This window comes from Streptomyces flaveolus, assembly GCF_000716535.1.
Classification (GTDB): Bacteria; Actinomycetota; Actinomycetes; order Streptomycetales; family Streptomycetaceae; genus Streptomyces; species Streptomyces flaveolus_A.
In genome coordinates this window covers 159,889-180,268 of sequence record NZ_JNWV01000017.1, presented here as the reverse complement: position 1 = coordinate 180,268, position 20,380 = coordinate 159,889, and the positions used below count along the sequence as shown (strand labels likewise).

Genomic DNA, 20,380 nt, shown 5'->3' with positions numbered 1-20,380 from the left:
GAAACCGACGACACCGTCCTGCCCACCGAACTCACCGCATAGCCTCAAAACGAGATCACCGAGTGGCCGTCGATACACCACTCCAGCGGACGTGACCGGAACCCGCGCCGCGAAGCGGACCGAGACGTCGATCACCTCGTGGTCCGGGTGATCCGATCCGCCGGTGTCGAGGCGCCAGGCGTTCTCCCAGTCGAGGGCGATGCGATTACGGCGCCGTACGACCGGATTCTGGAGCAACTCAGCTGCCAGTCCAGGGTCGTTGTCATGCAACCGGTCCAGCAGCTCAGGTCGCACGGAGCGCACGTTCATCCGCTCCAGGACCGTGAGTTTCGCAGTTTCACCGCAAGCGGTGCAGAGCGCGAGGAGCCAGGCGTCGATGAGCTTGTGGTGTGCGTTGACCCGGAACTTACCGCTTGTCCGGAAGCGCTCGGACGCGCACACGTGGCAGCGGCGGAGGACGAGCGGCCGGCAGGTGGGCACGACCACCCAGTTTGTGAGCACAGAAGTACACCGGTTTCAGTGAGAAATCCGCAGCAAAAAGGAGCGCGGCGCACATGCGCAACGCGCGACGATTCAGCGCTTGGGAGGTCTCACAGGGTGTACAACGGCCCGTCCTTGCCCAGACAACTTGGTTCGGCAGCACGGTAGTGGCGCACAGCGGTGCTGCTCCACTGGTTTTCGAGCGCCTCACCGCGAAGTCCTGTCCGGCGGATCGGCCCACTGGTTCTTCGGCTCGGAAGATGTGCCAGATGTGACGCCTGCGCGGGGAGCGGCGGTTACGGCGGGAGTTGTACGCCGTGTCTTTCACGTGCGGCTGCCGCGGTGTCCGCGCCCACCAGCGAAGGGTGCTGCGCGCGGTGACGGGTGGTCGTCAGAGCCCGAGGCCGCCCGCGACCGACACTTCCCGCCGGGTGAACTCCCCCGTCAGCCTCGGCATGGCCTTACCGATGGCCGCCTTCGCCTCGGGCAGCTCCGGCGAAGCATCGTGATGAGCCCTGGTCTTCCAGACCTCGGTCACCCAGACCGTCGTGTCGTCCTCGTCGGCCAGGCCCACGATATAGATGCCACACAACGGGGCTGTCCGGGAAGAGTCGGCCCGGTGACCTGGGGTCACCTGGGTGGTTCGGGGTCGTGTCGAGCGCCCGGCGCGGGAGCGATTGGCCATGCTGGGCCGGGATGGGCAGTCCCCGCCGGCCGCAGAGGCCGAAGTGGCGCGCCCGCGTCCTGGACCGTGAAGCCGGCTGAAGGGAGTCCTCTTGGTGGGTTGGCCAGTTGACCGGATGCGTCTGTCCGGTTGCGGATCACTTGGCCCTGTCAGCGGGTCCAGTGGAACTGATGGGCATCGGTGATGGTGGGCCCGTTGCGGTGCTTGGCGAGGATGCGGTCGGTCTCCCCGGAACGCTCGGACTCCGGTTCGTAGTAGTCCTCGCGGTGCGGCAGGATGATTGCGTCGGCGTCCTGCTCCTGGGCGCCGGAGTCGCGCAGGTCGCTGACCGCCGGCCGCTTGTCCTGGCGTTGCTAGGGCCCACGGTTGAGCTGGATGACCGATTCCAAGGGATTCGGTGGTCGTAGCCGGTCAGTGCGCGCATGACCGGCTGCCGGTGGGTCCTTATGCCAGATGGCGGCGGTGAGGGTGAGAGTGCGTGAACGACCGGCCGTCTCGCCGAGGTTCGTCCACTACACCTCGCCGCACCAGGTGCACGGCACCGTGACCCCGGAGGACGACCGCGACGGCAGCACCGACCGATGGGACCCGGCGACCGCCACCTCGAGAACGACGGCGACACAGGGCAGTGAGCGGCTGGGCGTCAGGCGGAGTCGGGCGGCAATGCGCCGAGAACGGCAGCGAGGCTATGCGGGTCTCGGCGGGCGATGTTGTGGCCGACGGGGATCTCGTGAACCCACCAGCCTGGGTCGTTGCGCAACCGTTCGGTCAGGGTCACGAACGGGCTACCCGGCCACGCGCCACCACTGATGAACGTTCGTTTGAGCGCGCAGCTTCGATTGCCTTCCAGCCTGATCGACTGGACGAAGCTCGCCAGTGGGTGCGGTCGCGCGCGAGGGTCGAGTCCTTCGGGGACTGCGACCCATCGACCGTCGGCGCGTGCGCCAGCTATGAACAACTCCCGGAAGCTGTCGCTGGTCAAGGACCAGCACGAATCCCCGTCGTCCGGGACATAGGCGTCGATGAAGACGAGCTGATCGAGGCGGTCGCCGAGCCGATCCGCGACACCGGCGATCACCATCCCGCCATAGCTGTGCCCGCACAAGGCGACGGGCGTTCCGTCGCCACGGTCAATGATGTCGGCCACCTGGGCAATATGAGTGTCGAGGTTCGGCGGACGGTCCACATCGACCGGTCCGTCCGATTCCAGCCCCGACAGGGTCACCGCCTCGACGTCGTGACCGGCTCGGCGCAGCTCAGCAGCCACCGAGTCGAACACCCAGCCGCCTTGCCAACCGCCCGGCACCATCACGAACTTCACCGCGTCATCGTAGGTCAAGCAGAACCCGACGAGTACGGCCGGTGAGCACACGCCCCGCCAACGCTCAAGGCCGGCGGCAGCGAGTCGTGAGGCGTGTCCGTACGCAGCGGCCGACTTCGGCGATGAAGCTCAATAGGCCTTCAATGCCACGCAGTTCTGAGAAACAGTCCTTTGCGTGAGCAAGATCAAAAGGTTCGCGCGGAGATCGCGACGCGCGGGATCGGTTCGCAGAACTCGCCACCTTCTCCTGAAGACAAACCAGTCCGGGCCCGCGTCGAGCACGTCTTCGCCCGCATGCGGACCTGGAAGATCTTGCGCGACTGCAGGCACCGCAGTGACGGCGTCCAACACGCGATGCGCGGCATCGCCCGCCTGCACAACCTCAACCTCGCCGGATGAACGAATCGGCCGCCCCTGGCCGCTGCCATGAGCTGCCGGTGAACGAGTCGGTCCACGCCGGTCCCGAGGTCACCTCATCTCCCCGCGGGCCTGCTTCACCTCGCGGTCAACGGCCCAGGCGTCGGCGACCGGCCCCAGGTGGCCGAGCTTGTCGGGATTGATCACTGAGCGAATGGTCTGGATCTGCCCGTCGAGCACCTCGAGGGCGAGAATGTGGAGCACCTTGCCGTCCCGGTCGCGGAAGATCGCGCCCGGCTGCCCGTTGATTTCATGCGGCTCGAATGTCACGTCGATCCGGGCCATCAGGGGGAATACGGAGGCGAGCAGCCGGGCCACGTTCTCGGTGCCGCTGACGGCCCTGGCAAGCTGCGGGGCCTTGCCGCCGCCATCCCCAACCAGCTGGACGTCGGCGGCCAGCAAATCTTGCAGCCCGCCCAGGTCACCGTCTTTCAGAGCGTCGAAGAACCGCGTCGCCAGCTCCTGCCGCTCCTCACGGTCCGCTTCAAACCGTGGCCGCCCGGCCTGCATGTGCCGCCGTGCCCGTACCAGCAGCTGCCGGCACGCCGCCTCCGACCGCCCCACCGCAGCGGCGACCTCGTCGAACCCGAAGCCGAACACCTCACGCAGGACGAACACCGACCGTTCCAGAGGACTGAGCCGCTCCAGGAGGAGCAGCGCCGCCATCGACACCGAGTCGGCCAGCTCCGCCGAACGCGCCGGATCCTGATACGGATCGCTGAGCAGCGGCTCGGGGAACCACGGGCCCACGTACTCCTCCCGCCTCACTCGCGCGGAGCGCAGCACGTCGATCGAGATCCGCGTCACCGTGGCCGACAAAAACGCCTTGGCCGACGCGACCTGGGTCGCCGAGCCGTCGAAGCGCAGCCACGTCTCCTGCACCGCGTCCTCGGCCTCACCCACGCTGCCCAGGATCCGGTAGGCGATCGAGAACAGCAGCGGCCGCAGCTCCTCGAACTCCTCGACCTTGTTCACGACGAAACCCCTCCCCGTGCGCCTTCCCATCCAGCCGCACTCGCCGGCGTAGACATCTTCTGTGATCACCCGGACCACCGGTGGTCACACCAACGCCACCGAGCCCGGGCCCGGAGCCCGCAGCCGGGCCCCGAGCCAGTCGCTGATGCCGGTCAGTGGAACTGTCCGGGCTCGTAGCCGCCGGCCGGCTGCTGGGTGATGATGTTCAGCCGGTTGACCGCGTTCATGAAGGAGACCAGGACCACCAGGGCGGTGAGCTGATCCTCGTCGTAGTGCTTGGCGGCGTACGCCCACACCTCGTCACTGACGCCCCTGGCCGCATCCGCGACCCGGGTCCCTTCCTCCGCCAGCTCCAGCGCGGCACGCTCGGCCTCGGTGAAGACCGTGGCCTCCCGCCACGCCGCGACCAGGTTCAGCCGCACCGAGGTCTCGCCGGCAGCGGCTGCCTCCTTGGTGTGCATGTCGATGCAGGCGGCGCAGCCGTTGATCTGGCTGACACGCAGCGCCACCAGCTCCTGCGTCGCGGCCGGCAGCGGCGAGTCCTTGAGCGCCTTGCCCGCCGACATGAAGTGCTTCAGAGCCTTGCCGGCGGTCGGGCTGGTGAAATAGTCCAGTCGCGCGTCCATGGTGTGCTCCTCTGTGGTCGTCCGTGGCTACGCTCCTTGAGACGAGGTGGCCCGCCCCCCTGTGACACGGATGAATGTGACCCGCGTCTCCCCGGCGTCGGCGCCCGTCAGGTGGTGAAGGACTCGCCGTCCACCGAACTTTCAGGGCTCGACGACGGCCGACGCGCAGACGTTCCGTGTGGCCAGGCCGCGCCACTGCTTGAGGCGGTTGAAGCACCGCTCGACGGCATTGCGCCGCTTGTACGCCTCGCTGTCGAAACCGGGCGGGTGGCCGCCGAGTCGGACGCGCCGCAGGCGGTGGCCGACTTGGTCGGACGGCTGCGGGATGACCGCACGGATGCCCCGGCGCCGCAGGTGGCTGCGGATGGCACGTGGGCAATACGCGCGGTCGGCCGGAGACGGAGGTCGGATGTCGGTGGCAGGGGCTAATGTCCGTGCTCGCCGTCGATAGGAGAGCCGTGAACACGCACGCGCAGTGGCCGGGAGTTCGGGCACGCGTCATCGCCGTGGAAGAGGCCGAGTGCCGGGCCCGTGGCCGTGAGCCGTCTCCGTACCCGACGTTCGAACCCGTCCTGACCGCCGCCGGAATCGCCGAGATCGAAGCACAGTTCGGCGTCGCCCTCCCCGACGAGTACCGCACGTTTCTGGCGGAGGTCGGAGCCGGCGGCCCCGGACCGGCATTCCATCTGACGTCGTTGCGCCGAATCGACGGAAAGTGGGGCTGGGTCTGGGAGAACGACGAGGACCATCCCTGGCTGCTGGACCCCCGTGGGCCGTTCGTCGAGACGGAAGACTGGGCCGACCAGCAGATAACGACCCTTCGCGCCGCCGGGTACGAACCCACCACTCGTGACGAAGACGACGACTACCTGGACGACTACCGCAAGGTCTTCGGCGACGCCGGCGACGATGTCTGGTTCCTGGAACGCGGGCGGGGTGCGATCCCCATCAGCGACAACGGATGCGGGATGACCAGCTGGCTCATCGTCGTCGGTCCACACCGCGGGGAACTCCGCGACCGGGACTGTGCGGTCAACCCGCCCTTCGAGCCGTACAGCGATGCAGACGGAAACCGTCATACCTTTCGCAGCTGGTACCTCGAGTGGCTTGAGCAACGCGAGAGGGCAGCTCGATGAGCAAGGTTTGGTGACCCTGGCCCGCCCCACGCACGCGACGTCCATGGTCCCGCAGGCCCCTGCAAGGCCGTCGCTGCGTCGGATGACGGCGTGCACGGTTCACCCGTGACGAGCCGGATCTGCGTGTAGCCGTGCGTTACGCAGCCTCGACCCGGGGCCGCGGTTGCGGCGTCCGGCTGGCGAGCCGGACGCCGCAACCGCGCACGTCAGGCCGATGCGGTGACTGCTCCGCCGAGGTGCCGGGCGAAGAACCGGACCGCGCTGTCGGCCTCGAACCGGGGCAGCTCCTTGTGCCGGCCCGAGTTCACGTGCAACGACTTCTCCTTCGAGGCGAAGGCATCGAACAGCGCGAGACCCTCCTCGCGAGAGATGTGCTCGTCGTCCCACTGCATGTCGAACTCGATCGGAACGGTGATCTGCTTCGCCTTCTCGGCCAGGGCGTCCGGCCAGTGCTGGCCGAAGACGGCGGCCGTGATTCGGGGTTCGGCGGCCACGAACGGCACGCCGATCGCGGTGCCCATGTTGATGCCCCAGTAGCCGACCGGCCCGTCGCCGCCAATCTCCGGAAGCGCCTGGAGGGCGTCCAGGAGCGCCTGGTACTCGGGCACGGCGAGCTCCGCCAGGTGGTGGTTGTAGCGGACGACGATCGGGCCTTCCGGCTCGCCCGCCGCCCTCGCCCGGAACAACTCGGCGATCTCCGCTTCGTCGTGCGCCGTGCGCGGCCGGTCGCCGTGACCGGGCGCGTCGATGACGGCGACGTGGAAACCGCAGCCGGTCACCAGGAGGCGCGCGCGGCCTGCCATCGCCGGGTGCTTCTTGTGGTTGCCGCCGCCGTGGCCCATCAGGACCAGGGGCGCGTGGTCAGCGCCGGAAGCCGGTGACCAGAGGACTCCGGGGACATCGCCCACGGTGAAGTCGCGCTCGACCACGCCGTTCGACGACGTTTCGGCAGTGAACCGCAGAGAGTGCACAGGTGTTGCCTTTCGGGAGTGCCTTGTTGTCGAGGCGCTCCCGGCGAGACCTACGTCAATCGCCCGACCGTGACGGGAAGGGGGAGCACCCACAGAGATACAGCGTTCATGGGTCTCACCTCCTCGGGCGACGTCACGGGCAACTGAAAGCTATCAGACTGATCATCAGCCCGCCCAGTGGTTTTGTCCTGGCTGCCACGGTGCTGGTGGACGCCCTGCGCGGCGCCCGCCGTGCGGGAGCCGGCCTGGCCGAGCAGGCCCACCGGGCCGACCGGGCCCTGGCCGATCACGGCCACGGCCACGCCACCGGGCGACTGGCGCGCATCAACCTCCACACCGGTCGCGCCAGTTCGTCAATTCCGGCCGCCCCTGGCCACTGCACATGCGCGAGGGAGTCGTGGAAGCGATCACCTGCCAGGTGGACCATCCCTTCCGGCTGCCCGTGCCGGTGCCCCACCCCTGCCGAGTTCGGGACCTCGACCTGCGCCCCGATGACCGTCTGCTCATGGTGACCGATGGCATGCTCGAACGTCATGGGGAGGCGGTCGACCTGCCGGCCCTGCTGGAGCGCACTCGCGATCTTCACCCGCGCGAGGCGGCCCTGACACTGACGTCCGCGGTCCGGGACGCTGCCGGGAGCCGGCTCGCCGACGGTGCCACCGTGATGTGCCTGTGGCCATCCCACAGCCAAGCCCGGAGCTGGCCCACCCACTGCTGGACCTCGTCGCGCACCGAGGTCGCCGGCCGACAACTCCCGGGCGGGCAGCAGCACACGCCATACTGTGCCGCCCGCCCGCAACCAGCCCGTTCCGGTCTGCCGTCCCGGTACGAGTCGGTCGGGGGTACGGCCGGTCAGGCGTTCCGGGCCGTGCGGATGACCTCGTCCAGGGTCTCTCGGGAGCGGCGCAGATCGGCGATCATGCGGTCGATCCGGTCGCGCTCGGCGCTCAGGTCCTGCACCAGACGGGGGGTGGCGATCGCCGAGGGCCCGCCGTCCCGGTCGCGCATGCAGGGCAGCAACTGCCGGATCTTCTCGCTGTGCAACCCGGCCGCGTACAGCTCCTGGATGCGGATGACCCGGTCGACGGCCGTCTCCGGGTAGTCGCGGTGGCCACCGGGGGTGCGCTCGGCGGTGAGTAGCCCCTGGGTCTCGTAGTAGCGCAGCGACCGCTCGCTCACGCCGGTGAGCCGGGCCAGTTCACCGATCCGCATGTCCGCCTCCGACGGAAGAGGGCTTGAATCTCACATCAGTGTCAAGTTTTACCGTGCCGGCATGACGCGGACAACGGACTTCCTCGCCCCCGCCCGGCTCGGCCGGCTCGCCCTCTCCAACCACCTCGTGATGGCCCCGCTGACCCGGAACCGTGCGGAGGCCGACGGTACCCCGACGGACCTGATGGTCACCCACTACGCTCAGCGGGCCTCTGCCGGGCTGATCATCGCCGAGGGTTCGACGCCCAACCCGGCCGGACAGACGTACCCGGACATCACCGCGATCCACACCGACCGGCACGCCGCCGGCTGGCGGCGGGTCACCGATGCGGTGCGGGCGGCCGGCGGGCGGATGTTCCTGCAGCTCCAGCACGGGGGCCGGGTCAGCCACCCGGCGACCACCGGCCTCACGCCCCTCGCACCCTCCCCCGTCCCGCTGTCGGAGACGATCTTCACACCGCAGGGCCATCAGCAGGCCGCCGTGCCGCGCGCGATGACGACGGACGACATCCGGGCCACGATCGCCGACTTCGCCGCCGCCGCACGCCGGGCCGTCGACGCGGGCTTCGAGGGCGTGGAAGTGCACTCGGCCAACGGGATGCTGCTGCACCAGTTCCTCGCGGACAACACCAACCGCCGCACCGACGGCTACGGCGGCTCGGTCGACCGGCGGGTGCGGTTCGCGGCGGAGGTGACCGAGGCGGTGGCCGACGCGATCGGCGCGGACCGGGTGGGCATCCGTATCTCCCCCGCGAGCACGGTCAACGGCGTCCTGGAAGAGGACACCGACGGCCTCTACGCCACGCTCCTGGACCACCTGAAGGGGCTGGACCTCGCCTATCTGCACCTGGTGCGCTCCGACCCGGCGACCGGCTGGTACCGGCGGATCCGCGCCGACTGGCCCGGCATGCTGATCGGCAACCCGGACCTGACCAGCCTGTCCACGCAGGCCGTCACCCGGGCCACGCGGGAGATGCTGGCGGCCGGCGCCGACCTGGTGGCGCTCGGCCGGCCCTTCCTCGCCAACCCGGACCTGGTTACCCGGCTCCGCCTCGGAGCACCGCTCAACCCGGTCCGGGACCGGTACTTCATGTACGTGGGCGGGGCCGCCGGCTACAACGACTACCCCACCCTGGCGGATCAGGCGAAGCCGCCGTCCAGCCCCTCGACCGTGGCGTTGGACGGGGCACGGGGCGCCTGAAGATCGCGGGCCACGTCCTCCGCCGCGCCCAGCACCCGTACCGCCACGGCGAAGCCCGCACCGACCGAGCGTCCCCGCCGCAGCTCGCGGTCGGGTGGTGCGGGGGCTGAACCGCCGGTAGCCGGACAGCCACGACATGGTGCGCTCGATGTCCCAGCGACGCCGCCCTGATCGCTCGCTGGACTCGATGCCCATGCGGGCGATGCGCACTCCGATGCGCTTACCGCGTAGCCATCCACGCAGATCAGTACGGTCGTAGGCGTTGTCCGCGTGCAGGCGCTGGGGCTTGAAGTACCGGCCGTGGTGGAGGGTGTCTCGACGTAGTCGAGGTTCCAACGCCAGGCTGGTTCTTGGCGCGTTCGGCGAAGGTGTCCCCCGCGGTGTAGCCCGGTTCACCGGAGTCGTCGCCGAAGACGGCTACGGTCCGGACGGAGTTGGCGGAGCAGGCGCTTGAGGCGGGTGTCGCCGGGTGCGGTGCGGTCTGTTCACCGATGGCTTCCGCAGCGGGCGTAGGCTACGCCGCCGGCAACGGTCAGCAGTACGGCCACGGTCGTGGAGGTGACGGTTCCGGGATCCTGAACCATCCAGGTCAGGGCTTGGCCGCCGACGGAGGCGCGGGGTCCTGCCGCGACCATGGCCAGGGCCCAGCCGAGGGAGGGGACCCAAGCGGCGTGGGCGCCGACGAACACTGCGGCCAGGGCGGTCAACGCGGTGAGCGCCGCCACGGCTTGTGCGAGAGTGCCGAAGGAGACGACGGAGTGCCGCCGGCCGGCGATCAGGTGGGCGGCGGTGAGCAGGACGAGGAGGGTGCCGCCGAGCGACGTGAGGTGGAGTGCCCGGATCAGTCGCCAGGGGGCGGGTGTGCCGCGTTCCAGTTCCTCGTCGGGTCCGCAGAGGGTGCGGGCGAGGGGGGCCACGCCCAGGACGACGGCGATCAGGGCGATGGTCCGGGCTGTCGTCGGGTCGTCCAGCAGGTATGCGGCCCAGGTGAGGCCGGCCGCGGCCAGGAAGATCCCCACGGTGGCGGGGACGGCCCGGCTGCGCAGGTGCAGCATGACGCCGCGGAGATCCGGGGTCATCGACCCGCTCCCTGGCCCGTGATGACGGACAGCGGGTCCGCGCAGCTCAGCCCGGCCTTTCGGGCCTCGCCGATCCGCTGGTAGCGCATGTGGGGAGGCAGCGCGCGCAAAGTGTCGTACGCCCTGCGGGCCGCGGGACTCAGCCCGTCCGTGGTGGTACCCAGGAGCAGTGCGGTGATCGCGTCCGACGCGTCGCCGGCACGGGTGAGTTGCCGCTCCGTGGTGGCGCAGCTCAGGTCGACGGTGGCGGTCTGGGCCACGAGGGCGAGGAGCGTGGTGTCGTCCCAGCGGATGCCGCCTTCCCGGGTGCGGTAGGGAAGCTCGACCCGGACCGTGCCGGGATGCTTGGCGGGATCCCCGGGTGTGCGGTCGTCGAGCGTGGAGCTGACCGGGTCCTCCTGCACCCGGCGCGGGCCGTCGGGCACCTTGGCGTAGGCGTCGAGCACCTTCCGGGCGGGAGCCACGAGGTCGGGCAAGGTGCGGGCGTGCACCTTGGTGACGCAGATCCGGTGATCCGCCGGTGCGCACACCAGGGCCGTGGCCTGCGGGGCGGGCACGACCGCGCCCGACGGCGCCAGCAGTGTTCCGACGGCCGCCCCGGCCACGGCGGGTGCCAGGGCCAGCAGGCGGTCACGCGGTCCGGCCGCGACGGCCAGCAGTACGCCGGTGACGCCCAGGGCGGTGAACCAGATCCCCTGGGCCGCCGACAGCGAGGGCAGCACCCGGTGGAAGTCGTCCGTCACGGGCAGCGTGGGCAGTACGGTGTCGATCAGAGGATGGCTCTGCCTGCCGTCCCGTTCCTGGCTCACCGTCAGGATCAGGAAGAGCAGTACCGCGCCGAGCGGTGCCGCGACCGGCGCCGCCACCACGCGTCCGGTGCCCAGCCCGAGCAGGGTGACGGCGACCGTGGCGAGCAGTCCCACGGCGAGGCCGAGCGGCCACTGCCCGTCGTCGTATGTCGCGTGCCCGGTGACCAGCACCACGGCCCAGGCGGTCACCGCGGCCGGCGCTGCCGCCACCGTGCCGGTGATCACCAGGAAGGCGGGTGTCAGCCGGACCGGGACCGGCCGTGGTGTGGCGGCGAACAGTTCGCGGACGTCGGCGCGCCGCTCCCGGCCGCCGTGCCAGATCGCGGCGGCGAACGCCACCGGGAGCACGAGCCAGGCGGCCCCGCGCGCCGAGTGGACCAGGGCTGGCCAACTGGCCGCCCATTGCTGGACGTCCATCCACAGAACGACGCGGGTCAGTGCGGCCAGCACGAGGAGCAGGGGCAGGGCGAGCGAGCGCTTGGCCTCCAGGCGCACCATGCGGAACATCGCAGCCTCCAGTGGGCGGGGGAGAAGGACGGGGGGTGTCGTGCGGTGATCGGTGGCGGATGGTCGTGCCGCGGCGCTACGCCCCGGCCCTGCCCGACCGGTGAAGGCGCAGCAGCGCGGAGTAGCCGCGCTCGATCTCGCTGTCGCCCGGGTCGAGTTCGGTGCCGGCGGCCCGGAGCCGGTCGATGTGGCCGGCGAAGACGGTGTGTCCTTCGTCCATCAGCACGACACTGGCGCAGGCGGCTCCGACGTCCTCGACCAGGTGGGTGGAGACCAGCACGCAGGAGTGTGCGCCGATGTCGCGCAGCAGGTCGCGGAACTCCATGCGCTGGGCGGGGTCAAGGCCGACGGTGGGCTCGTCGAGCAGCAGGATGTCGGGGTCGTTGACGATCGCCTGGGCGATGCCGGCCCGGCGCAGCATGCCTCCGGACAGGGACCCCATGCGGTCGTCGGCCCGGCTGGTCAGGTCGACTCGGTCGATGGCGTACTGCACCGCGTCGGCGGTCCTGTGCCGGGGCACCTCCTTGAGCCAGGCCATGTACTCGACGAACTCCCGTACCGTGAAACGCCGGTAGTGCCCGAAGGCCTGCGGGAGGTAGCCCAGGCGGCGGCGCAGTGCGCGCAGGTCACGGCGGTCGCGGCCGGTGCTGCCCAGGAGTTCCAACTCGCCGCTGTGCGGGGTGAGCACGGTGGCGAGGGTACGGATCAGCGTTGTTTTGCCCGCCCCGTTGGGACCGAGCAGGCCGTGCACACCGGGGCCCAGGTTCAGGTCGACGCCGTCGACCGCGGTGCGGCGACCGCGCCGGACGGTCAGCGCGTGTGCGCGGATGTGATGGGCGTAGCGGGTGGGGGCGATCTCGCTCGCGGTGATGTTCCTGGGCATGTCTCGGCTCCTGGCGGCGCAAGTGGAGGGGTGCGGATCGAGGCGGGCGGGTTCAGTGACGGCGGGTGCGGGCCTCGCCGGGGTGCAGATGGGCGCTGCGGCACAGGACCACGGCGCCGCTCAGCAGCACGGTGGCGGCCCCCCACGCCGGGGTGGCGGACTCCCGCAGCAAGGGCGGGGGCGTGGTGTCGCCGAGGGCTGGAACGATGACGAGAAGGGCCCATCCCGTACTCAGCAGGGCAGCGGCACGCGAGACTCCCACCACGCCGCCCAACGCCAGACAGGCGCAGACCAGCGCGAGGGCCGGCAGCAGGACCAGGGCGGGCGAGCCCCCGGCGAGACCGCCGACGGCCGCCAGGGCGGGGATCACGAGGGTGAGGACGGCCAGGGTCCGCCTCAGGAGCAGGCCGAGCCCCGACCGGGCGGTGGTCGCGATCAGTTCGTGCGCCGGGTCGGCGTACGGGCCCCAACTCAGCGCCACGCCCAGCAACGGCATCAGCGGAGCCAGCAGCAGCGGCAGGGGGGTGCGGGCAACGGCCGATGACAGGATCAGGGCGGTGAGGACGACGAGTACGACCGCCGCCGTCCACGGCCCGAGGGTCGGCGCCGCCCACCGGGTCAGCGCGGCGCGGACCCGTCGCCCTCGCCGACGGGCCACCGGCACGAGCGCGGCCGACAGGCGGTCACCCACCTGTGCGATCAGCTCGGAGTCAGCCGGGCACCGAGTGAGGGACACCTCCCTCACTACGGCCTGGCAGACGGCGCACCGCTCCACATGGGCCTCCAGCGTCCATTGCGCCCCGGCGCCGGGAGCGGCCTGGGTGTGGGGGTTCAGCACGTAGTCCGTCAGCAGTTCGCGGGGAATGTGCGCCGTCATGACAGGGCCTTCCGCAAGTCGAGTCGTGCGCGGCGGGCACGGGTTTTGACCGTGCCCTCGGGGATTCTCAGCAGCACGGCGGTCTCCCGGACCGTCAGCCCGTCGAGAACCATCGCGGTCAGGACCTGGTGCAGCTCGGGCGCCAGCCGGCTGAGTGCCGCGCCCAGATCGCCGCCCACCTCGGCGTTCACGACTTCGTCCTCGACCGAAGGCGTCAGGTCGGCGGTGGCGGCCGCCGGAGGCGGGGTGCGATGCCGGCCGCGTACCCGGTACGCGTCCACCAGCCGCCGTGCGGCGATCGTCCACAGCCAGCCGCCGGCTTCCTCACCGCGCATGCTGTCGGCGAAGGACCCGGCCGCCCGCCACACCGCCAGGTACGTCTCCTGCAGTACCTCGGCGACCATCTCGTCGTCCGCGCAGCGTCGACGCAGCCGGGCCGTCAGCCACGGGGCACTGCGCCGGTACAGTTCGTCGAAGGCCGCGGTGTCCCCCCGGGAGATCCGCCGGACCAACTGCGCCTCGGTCATCGAGGCCGGTGAACGTCTCACGTCCTGGTCTGACGGGACAGGGAAGCCGCAGGATTTCCCCAGCCATGTGATCCACGCCACAACATGGGCGATCCCGTACGCAGCCTCGTGCAACGGGCCGGGATCGACCTGGGGTTGTCCGTCCCGCGGGCCGGCCGGCTTGCCGAGAAGGAGGACGAGCCGCGGCGGGAGATGCGGTGACTGATCTCCGGTGACCCTTCACCGATCTCCGTGCAGGCCGGCTTCACGCGACCCGCGGCACAGCCGCGTGGGGCTCTGCCCGGGGGCTGCGACGCCGCGTACCGGACTCTCAAGTCCAGTGCTGTGGAAATCCACTGATCGCGAGGTCAGGTAGATAGGCGAGGTCAGGTAGATACCGGAGGGAAGCCCTATGACGCAGGTGCGGATCAGCGACGCCGTCCGGGAGGTCGCGTTCGAGTCCAGCCGTGAGCTGGACGAAGTGCTGGACACGTACTACGCCCCCGATTACGTCCACCGCAGCGACGGCCACCAGCTTGACCGTGCCGGCTTCGCGAACATGGTGGCCGGCATACGCAGCCGGGTCGTGGAGGGTTCGGTGACCGTCCTCGACGAGGTGTACGAAGGCTCGCACTACGCGGAGCGGCACCGCTACACGATGAAGCTCATCGACGGGACGCTCGTCGATCGGGAGATCTACGTCTTCGCGACGCTGTCCGAGGACGGTCGCTTCCAGCGGGCCGACGAGACCGGCTTCGACGTCGGCTGAGAGCAAACCCATGCGCGCTGACGCACTGCGCAACCACCAGCGGATCATCGCGGCCGCCCGCGACCTGTTCGCTGCGCACGTTGCCACCCTCCGACGCGCCGCACGCGATCGAGGCGGTGGCGCGTGCGCTACCAGGTCCTCGACGTTCTTCAGGACCTGCTGAGGTGCTGGACCGGTGCCCGCCCCACCTGCGGCCGCCCTCTGCCAAGCCCCCGGGACGGCCGCGGAGTTCGAGGTCGTCGAGCTGGATCTGACGAAACCCAAACGGGGAGAGGTACTGATCAAGGTCGAGGCGACCGGCCTGTGTCACTCGGAACTGCACATGCTCACCGGTGACTGGCCGGTTCCGCTGCCCATGGGCGGCGGCCACGAGGCCACGGGCATCGTGGAGGAGATCGGTCCCGGCGTCGGGCGGGGTCGGTCAGGACCGCGTCCACGGTTTCACTTTTTCGCCAACCTAGGCTCCAGGGTGCGCAGCCCATGCCGCAGTCCACGATCCAGCGCTGGTCGGCAGCATCGGCGCAGGCCCGGGCCGGAGCGAGGGAATGAGCCCTCGGGTGCTCGCCGTTCCTCCCCCTCTTGCAACAGCTAGTGACCTGAGTCAGAGATTCGTCGGCAGTAGGCGGCGACTTTGTCGAGGATCTCGTCGGCGGTCTTCGTCCAGACGAAGGGTCTGGGGTGTTCGTTCCAGTCGGCGAGCCAGGCTCGGATGTCGCGCTCGAGCGCTTGGACGGAGCGGTGGACACCGCGGCGGAGCTTCTTGCTGGTCAGTTCGCCGAACCATCGCTCCACCAGGTTCAGCCACGATGAGCCGGTAGGTGTGAAGTGCAGGTGGAAGCGGGGGTGTGCCAGCAGCCACTTCTTGATGGCGGGTGTCTTGTGTGTGGCGTAGTTGTCCAGGATCAGATGCACGTCGAGGTCTGCGGGCACCTCCTTGTCGAGCTTGGTCAGGAACTTCTTGAACTCGGTGGCCCGGTGCCGGCGGTGCAGTGAGCCAATCACTTTGCCGCTGGCCACTTCCAGGGCCGCGAAGAGGGTGGTGGTGCCGGCGCGGACGTAGTCGTGGCTGCGGCGTTCAGGGACCCCGGGCATCATCGGCAGCACCGGCTGTGAATGGTCCAGGGCCTGGATCTGCGACTTCTCGTCCACGCACAGCACCAGGGCCTTCTCCGGCGGGTCGAGGTAGAGACCGACCACATCGCGGACCTTGTCGATGAACAACGGGTCCGTGGACAGTTTGAACGTCTCGGAGCGGTGCGGGGCCAGGGCAAAGGCACGCCAGATCCTGGAGACGGCCGACTGGGACATACCTGTCGCCGCGGCCATCGAGCGGGTGGACCAGTGTGTGGCGTTCGGCGGTTTCTCCTCCAGTGTCTTGACGATGACGCGTTCTACGTCGGCATCGGTGATTTTCCTCGGGACACCTGGCCTGGGCTCGTCGGACAGGCCCTCCAGACCGCGGTCGAGGAAGCGCCTTCGCCAGGTGCGGACCGTGTCCGGAGCAACCTGCAGCCGCCGTGACACCTCCATGATCGAATGCCCCTGGGCACACTCGAGGACGATACGGGACCGCAAGGCCAGAGCCTGAGCCGTCGACCGACGACGCACCCACCCCTCAAGTACAGCCCGCTGGGCGTCCGTTACCGACAACGGTGGGATCTTCGGTCCACGACGATTCACACCAAACCAACGACGAACCTCTGACTCAGGTCACTAGCAGAAAGGACGCCGCGGGCTGACCTACAGAGACTTTGGCGCTCCGTCGGCGACGGCCCGCGTCAGGGATTGCTCCAGCAGTGTCAGAAACTGCCGTAGGTCATCGGCTACCTTGTCGAGCTCCGGCTCGTCCAGCGACGCCGTCCGTGTCCGATGAACCGACCCATCAGGGCTCGCGACGTAGAACAGGCCGCCGCCGTTCGAGCCGATGACCAGACCAGGGCCCTTCTGGTTCGCGCCGACGTCGACAGCGCCGTACTCGTGGAGTCGCAGAAGGACGTCACTTGCCGGATCGAGGAAGTAGCCGTTGCCTACGTCCGCCCACGTGACGTCACCGACGCTGTCGTAGAAGGTGACCAGGTCAGTCGGTATGAGAGCCGCTTGGGCGAGCGCGTGAGCCGCAGCTTGATCGTCGCGGTCGGCCGACCGGACCTCGTTGGTGCCAGGAGGGAAGCCGTGCCGACGCTCGAAGTGGCCTGTCATCGCTGTGCGGGTGACGGAGACTCTGCCTGTCCACGAATGCAGCCAGACGGGTGACAGCGAACGGTCACTCATGAGACCGGTTCATGGCACGATCCCCGCACCTTCAGGGGGTGACCAGCGGCCTTGCATCCGAGGTCAGCGTTCACCGTCGACGAAGACACGCTCGGCCGGCAGCCGGCGCACGGTCGCATCCCGCGAGGTGTCGTACCTGGCCATGACCGCGGTCCAGGCATCAACGGCCGATGAGCACCGGAGCACTCGGCCCCGAGCGCGCCACCCGATCGGACCGCGCCACCGTGCCCACCCCGTCGTCCACGGGAACGCTGAGGTGCGCGGCACAGGCGGCGGAAGAGGCGAGGGAGTACTCGTGTGACCACGGTGAGCGAAGCCTTCTACAGCATCCTCCGACAGCACGGAGTGAGCGCGGTGTTCGGCAACCCGGGCTCCAACGAGCTGTCCTTCCTGACGGGGCTGCCCCCCGACATCCCCTACTACCTCGCGTTGCAGGAAGGCGCCGCGATCGGTATGGCCGACGCCTACGCGCAGGCCAACTCCGTTGGTCCGGGGGCGGCCAGGAAACAGAGTAGGGCCCTGCCCCCTCTGACCAGCTCGTGCACGGTAGGCGGTGAGACGTCGAGAGCTGCGGTAGGTCCCGGTGTTCACCTCTGTGGTGCCGGAAGCAGGTCCCCAGTTCACTGAGGGGACAGGAGGGCGGCGATGGCTGGGACGGTGTCACTGACGTGCTCGGGAGGGCCAGGTGGCAGGCGAGGTCCCGCCAGTTCTTGAGATGGGCGATGCCGTGCTCGACCGGACTACGAGCACCTCACCAGGCCGGAGCGGGGCACGCCGCTCGCCAAGGTGATCAGGCGGTCCGCCGCCCTGCGGGAGAGCGGGCAGCCGCCGACCATACACAGCGGCCCTGCCGTGCTCCGAGGCCGCCTTCCAGGCCTATACCGGCCACCTGGACGGCGTGCAGTACGACAGGCTCCGCCGGCGCGGCACGCGGGCCGACGACCATCTGTGCCGACTGTGCAAAGCGAGCCAAGAGTCCGCGTGGGATCACTGCCACGAACATGGCCATGTCCGAGGACCGCTCTGACCCTGCCGCGTCGCTTCCAGCTGGACGTGGTCCGCACGCGCCTGGAGCAGACAGGGCGGCACGGCCGATGCCGCCGACAGCCGTACGCCCGCGAGACGGAGCACACCCACGGTGTCCACCGCTTCCAGCTGCGATGCGGCGTCTGGCACACGACCGGCAACTGGACGGAGGACGTCACCGCGTCCGAGGTGACGGCGCTCGTGCGGGCCTTCGTCGACGCGACCCTCGCCGCACGGGAAGGCCGGCCTTCTCCCGGCGCGGCCCCGGGTACGGAGGGACCGGCGCCCGGCGGCGTCGTTGCACACGGCTTCGCGTGCATGACCATCCGACTCTCCGCGAATGCGCGAACGAGCCCCGGACCCCATCGGTCCGGGTGAGACCGAGTGCTTCAGGGCGGGATGCGCCAACTGAGGCACTCAGCCGCGGGCGTGCCGTGGAGGGGTGTCAGACCGTGGCCAGGAAGTCCCGGACCGCGTCCGCGAAGCCGGTCGGGTCGTTGGCGTACACGAAGTGGTCCGTCTTCAGCTCGACCAGGCGAGTGCCGGGGCGGCGGTCGACCATCTGCTGCGCCTGTTCGGCAGGCAGTACACCCCCGTCGGTGCCGCGCACCAGCAATGCCGGGCAGTTGGTGGCGGTCCAGTCGGCCCAGTGGTTGCCGTGCACCTGGTCCTCGGAGTCGTACATGTCCCTGGGTTGGAAGTGCAGGCCCCAGGTGCCGTCCGGCCGCTGGCGGACGGCGGATTCGAAGTGCGCGGCGAAGGGGCCCAACTGTGCCACGAACGCCTCTTTGGTGGCAGCGGTGCCGCTGGGCATGTTCAGGACGAAGGCCAGCGGGTTGCTGCCGTCCAGTCCGAGCTCGGCGCAGCCTTCGGCGTTGATGAGCGCGGTGACACGGTCGGGATGACGGGCGGCGAACTGGTAGGCGTTGATCGCGCCGAGCGAGTGGCCGAGGAGGACGGCCTGGTCCAGGTTCAGGTGGTCCAAGAGGGCTTCGAGATCGGCGAGATAGCCCTCCCGGCTGTAGTCGGCCGCCCGATCGGAGGTGCCGTGGCCGCGCTGGTCGGGCGCTATGACCCGCCAGTCGGGAGCGATGCGTGCGGCGAGGTCGGCGTAGGACATCCCGTCCGACATGTGGCCGTGCAGGGCGAGCAGCGGGCGACCGGGCCCGCCGAAGTCCACGTAGGACAGGGTTCGGCCGGCGATGGTGAGTTCGGAGTGCTTGATGTCGTTGGCGTCCATGACTTCACCGTACTCCGGATCTATACGGTTGTTCAATACGTTTGTTTAAGACGCCTGTTCACATTGCTACAGGTCGAACTCGAGGTGCTCGATGTCCGTGAAGCGGACTTCCTCCAGCTGGCCGGCGCGGCAGTTGTCCTGGCGCACCTCCTGGCCCGGCGCCTGCGCCGCCGCGGCGACAAGGTCACCTTCCAGCCACCGCGACCCGCACCGGCCCGTCGTACGGCGCTGATCACCGTTCCGACGGCTCCTTCTGCCGCCCGAGTCCCGGCGTCCGGGCTGGGGCAGTGCACAGGACCGGACAGCCCGGTCCCGCACCACCGGCGGACAAGGTCCCGCCTCGCACGACGAACGCGCAACGCATCGACCGCCACCTTCGCCGCTCTGCTCGGACTGACCCGCAGCGGCAGCAAGTTCGGGGACTACTGGGTCAACGCGCTGAAGGCCGTGTCCACCTTCCCTCGTGTCGCGGTCAGTGCGTCCCATCCGATGTATCAGCTTCGGCCCGGAGTGCGTCTCTCGGGGTGATCGCTACAGGACGTCCGGCGCCCGCTTGGTCAGTCCCCATCGGACGGCGGCTGGTCGACTCGGCCCCCCTTGTGCGGCGTGGGGATGTAGTCCTGCGCACCGCTGGGCAGTGCGGCGACGCAAGCCGATGAGCAGGCGTTCACCAGTAGGGGCAAAACGTCAGTGGCAACGCGCAGTGAAATCCACATCTGTTGGAGCCCAGCCTGTTCGATCGGACGGTCGCAGACGCTGCATCTGTGGATGGCTGTGGTGCCCCAACGTCTGGGATCGAGGTCTTCCAGGGCGAGCTCCGTGACGGAGTCCAGGTCAGGCTGCAGGCGGGGAAAAGGCGGTCGTAGCTTGTAGTTGCCGAACAGTGCGCGTGTACTCACCGTGCTGCGGGACAGCTTCTCGCACCGGGTGAGTTCGTAAGGAAACCAGTGCAACCGGTAAGAGGTGTAGGGCGTGAACTCCTCCAGGCTCGTCATGGCCCCGATCTCGGGCGGAATCCGGACCAGGTTGCTGCCGTAGAGCACAAGGTGCTTGACCATGGTCAGCCGCGCGATGCTGGGAGGCAGGGTGACGATCTGCCGCCGTTCCTCCGGGCTGAGCTCCACGAGAGGGCGGAATTCCTCGCGCCCGTCGGCCGCGGCTTCGTCAATCAGCTCCAGCAGACGCAGCCAGCCCGGAGCGGACGTGTCCTGGCGCTCGGTGTGAAATCCGACCCGGGCTCGCGGATGCGGCCGGGACTGATCGAAACACGCGCAAGCGTCCTGGCGGATCCCGCGTCGCTCCGGGGCCGGATCCGACGTGTCACCCCAGCGGTTCACGTAAGGCTGCGACTCTCTCCCGCTCGTCATGGCGCAAAGATACGAGGGTGCC

22 protein-coding genes and 5 pseudogenes are annotated in these 20,380 nt (G+C 69.5%); 8 read left to right on the top strand and 19 right to left on the bottom strand.

The window, feature by feature from the left end:
* The 4 genes and pseudogenes from OO52_RS19975 to OO52_RS19960 all read right to left on the bottom strand — a co-directional run.
* Positions 1-501, bottom strand: a 501-nt coding sequence (locus tag OO52_RS19975) for a DUF1062 domain-containing protein (RefSeq protein WP_078877054.1), incomplete at its 3' end; no start/stop codon positions are given.
* Between the two features lie 370 nt (positions 502-871).
* Positions 872-1,054 carry a hypothetical protein gene (locus OO52_RS19970; RefSeq protein WP_199819973.1) on the bottom strand — a complete coding sequence of 61 codons (183 nt, stop codon included), beginning with the start codon at positions 1,052-1,054 and terminating at the stop codon, positions 872-874.
* A 260-nt stretch (positions 1,055-1,314) separates the two neighbouring features.
* Positions 1,315-1,542, bottom strand: a pseudogene (locus OO52_RS47555) (DnaB-like helicase C-terminal domain-containing protein); the annotation flags it as partial.
* Positions 1,543-1,808: 266 nt separating this feature from the next.
* The gene (locus OO52_RS19960; protein WP_234337912.1) at positions 1,809-2,486 is read right to left on the bottom strand and encodes an alpha/beta fold hydrolase; all 678 of its coding nucleotides are present in this window, start codon (positions 2,484-2,486) and stop codon (positions 1,809-1,811) included.
* Positions 2,487-2,741: 255 nt separating this feature from the next.
* On the opposite strand from OO52_RS19960, the pseudogene OO52_RS47550 reads away from it, so the two are divergent.
* A pseudogene (locus OO52_RS47550) lies at positions 2,742-2,885 on the top strand (transposase); the annotation flags it as partial.
* A gap of 69 nt (positions 2,886-2,954) precedes the next feature.
* On the opposite strand, the gene OO52_RS19955 reads toward OO52_RS47550, so the two are convergent.
* The 3 genes and pseudogenes from OO52_RS19955 to OO52_RS47545 all read right to left on the bottom strand — a co-directional run.
* On the bottom strand, positions 2,955-3,878 hold the full coding sequence (locus OO52_RS19955) for an RNA polymerase sigma-70 factor (protein ID WP_030648039.1): 924 nt from the start codon (positions 3,876-3,878) through the stop codon (positions 2,955-2,957).
* A gap of 152 nt (positions 3,879-4,030) precedes the next feature.
* Complete coding sequence (locus tag OO52_RS19950; RefSeq protein ID WP_030648035.1) at positions 4,031-4,504, bottom strand: carboxymuconolactone decarboxylase family protein; 474 nt, start codon at positions 4,502-4,504, stop codon at positions 4,031-4,033.
* A 174-nt stretch (positions 4,505-4,678) separates the two neighbouring features.
* A pseudogene (locus OO52_RS47545) lies at positions 4,679-4,897 on the bottom strand (transposase); the annotation flags it as partial.
* Between the two features lie 41 nt (positions 4,898-4,938).
* On the opposite strand from OO52_RS47545, the gene OO52_RS19945 reads away from it, so the two are divergent.
* Entirely contained in the window at positions 4,939-5,640 is a 702-nt protein-coding gene (locus tag OO52_RS19945) for an SMI1/KNR4 family protein (protein WP_158712532.1), read from the top strand.
* Positions 5,641-5,846: 206 nt separating this feature from the next.
* Here OO52_RS19945 and OO52_RS19940 read toward each other — a convergent pair whose 3' ends face one another.
* Positions 5,847-6,611: an alpha/beta hydrolase gene (locus OO52_RS19940; RefSeq protein WP_030648029.1), complete on the bottom strand. Its 765-nt coding sequence runs from the start codon at positions 6,609-6,611 to the stop codon at positions 5,847-5,849.
* 382 nt (positions 6,612-6,993) lie between these two features.
* On the opposite strand from OO52_RS19940, the pseudogene OO52_RS53990 reads away from it, so the two are divergent.
* A pseudogene (locus tag OO52_RS53990) lies at positions 6,994-7,224 on the top strand (SpoIIE family protein phosphatase); the annotation flags it as partial.
* 239 nt (positions 7,225-7,463) lie between these two features.
* On the opposite strand, the gene OO52_RS19925 reads toward OO52_RS53990, so the two are convergent.
* Positions 7,464-7,823, bottom strand: coding sequence for a MerR family transcriptional regulator (locus tag OO52_RS19925; protein WP_030648020.1), 360 nt, complete (start codon positions 7,821-7,823; stop codon positions 7,464-7,466).
* Positions 7,824-7,884: 61 nt separating this feature from the next.
* Between OO52_RS19925 and OO52_RS19920 the strand changes: the two genes are divergently transcribed.
* Positions 7,885-9,024, top strand: a complete 1,140-nt coding sequence (locus OO52_RS19920; protein ID WP_030648019.1) for an alkene reductase — start codon at positions 7,885-7,887, stop codon at positions 9,022-9,024.
* Between the two features lie 485 nt (positions 9,025-9,509).
* Here OO52_RS19920 and OO52_RS49775 read toward each other — a convergent pair whose 3' ends face one another.
* The 5 genes from OO52_RS49775 to OO52_RS19895 form a co-directional block, all read right to left on the bottom strand.
* Positions 9,510-10,103, bottom strand: coding sequence for a hypothetical protein (locus OO52_RS49775; protein ID WP_030648016.1), 594 nt, complete (start codon positions 10,101-10,103; stop codon positions 9,510-9,512).
* A complete protein-coding gene (locus OO52_RS19910; RefSeq protein WP_030648013.1) occupies positions 10,100-11,419 on the bottom strand; it encodes a hypothetical protein in 1,320 nt (439 codons plus the stop codon). The genes OO52_RS49775 and OO52_RS19910 overlap by 4 nt, the downstream gene beginning before the upstream one ends.
* Before the next feature lie 76 nt (positions 11,420-11,495).
* Entirely contained in the window at positions 11,496-12,302 is an 807-nt protein-coding gene (locus OO52_RS19905) for an ATP-binding cassette domain-containing protein (RefSeq protein ID WP_030648010.1), read from the bottom strand.
* Positions 12,303-12,354: 52 nt separating this feature from the next.
* Positions 12,355-13,179, bottom strand: a complete 825-nt coding sequence (locus tag OO52_RS19900; protein WP_051818659.1) for a hypothetical protein — start codon at positions 13,177-13,179, stop codon at positions 12,355-12,357.
* Entirely contained in the window at positions 13,176-13,706 is a 531-nt protein-coding gene (locus OO52_RS19895; RefSeq protein ID WP_030648002.1) for an RNA polymerase sigma factor, read from the bottom strand. Before OO52_RS19895 ends, OO52_RS19900 begins: the two co-directional genes overlap by 4 nt.
* Before the next feature lie 391 nt (positions 13,707-14,097).
* Here OO52_RS19895 and OO52_RS19890 point away from each other — a divergent pair, with 391 nt between their 5' ends.
* The gene (locus OO52_RS19890) at positions 14,098-14,454 is read left to right on the top strand and encodes a hypothetical protein (RefSeq protein ID WP_030648000.1); all 357 of its coding nucleotides are present in this window, start codon (positions 14,098-14,100) and stop codon (positions 14,452-14,454) included.
* A 175-nt stretch (positions 14,455-14,629) separates the two neighbouring features.
* A complete protein-coding gene (locus OO52_RS54605) occupies positions 14,630-15,046 on the top strand; it encodes an alcohol dehydrogenase catalytic domain-containing protein (RefSeq protein WP_078877041.1) in 417 nt (138 codons plus the stop codon).
* Here OO52_RS54605 and OO52_RS19885 read toward each other — a convergent pair.
* Together OO52_RS19885 and OO52_RS19880 are read right to left on the bottom strand one after the other, a co-directional pair.
* Complete coding sequence (locus tag OO52_RS19885) at positions 15,043-16,134, bottom strand: IS630 family transposase (RefSeq protein ID WP_037629636.1); 1,092 nt, start codon at positions 16,132-16,134, stop codon at positions 15,043-15,045. The genes OO52_RS54605 and OO52_RS19885 overlap by 4 nt on opposite strands.
* Positions 16,135-16,194: 60 nt before the next feature.
* The gene (locus tag OO52_RS19880; protein ID WP_030647996.1) at positions 16,195-16,653 is read right to left on the bottom strand and encodes a hypothetical protein; all 459 of its coding nucleotides are present in this window, start codon (positions 16,651-16,653) and stop codon (positions 16,195-16,197) included.
* Positions 16,654-17,022: 369 nt separating this feature from the next.
* Here OO52_RS19880 and OO52_RS19875 point away from each other — a divergent pair, with 369 nt between their 5' ends.
* Together OO52_RS19875 and OO52_RS54600 are read left to right on the top strand one after the other, a co-directional pair.
* Positions 17,023-17,352 (top strand): thiamine pyrophosphate-binding protein, encoded by a 330-nt coding sequence (locus OO52_RS19875; protein ID WP_030647994.1) that lies wholly within the window; start codon positions 17,023-17,025, stop codon positions 17,350-17,352.
* A gap of 271 nt (positions 17,353-17,623) precedes the next feature.
* The gene (locus OO52_RS54600) at positions 17,624-17,752 is read left to right on the top strand and encodes an endonuclease domain-containing protein (RefSeq protein WP_158712531.1); all 129 of its coding nucleotides are present in this window, start codon (positions 17,624-17,626) and stop codon (positions 17,750-17,752) included.
* A gap of 444 nt (positions 17,753-18,196) precedes the next feature.
* Here OO52_RS54600 and OO52_RS19865 read toward each other — a convergent pair whose 3' ends face one another.
* From OO52_RS19865 to OO52_RS19855, 3 genes and pseudogenes are all read right to left on the bottom strand, one after another.
* Positions 18,197-18,991, bottom strand: coding sequence for an alpha/beta fold hydrolase (locus tag OO52_RS19865; RefSeq protein WP_030647990.1), 795 nt, complete (start codon positions 18,989-18,991; stop codon positions 18,197-18,199).
* Between the two features lie 66 nt (positions 18,992-19,057).
* Positions 19,058-19,162, bottom strand: a pseudogene (locus OO52_RS54595) (telomere-protecting terminal protein Tpg); the annotation flags it as partial.
* 386 nt (positions 19,163-19,548) lie between these two features.
* Positions 19,549-20,358: a leucine-rich repeat domain-containing protein gene (locus OO52_RS19855; protein ID WP_234337911.1), complete on the bottom strand. Its 810-nt coding sequence runs from the start codon at positions 20,356-20,358 to the stop codon at positions 19,549-19,551.
* Positions 20,359-20,380: the final 22 nt, after the last annotated feature.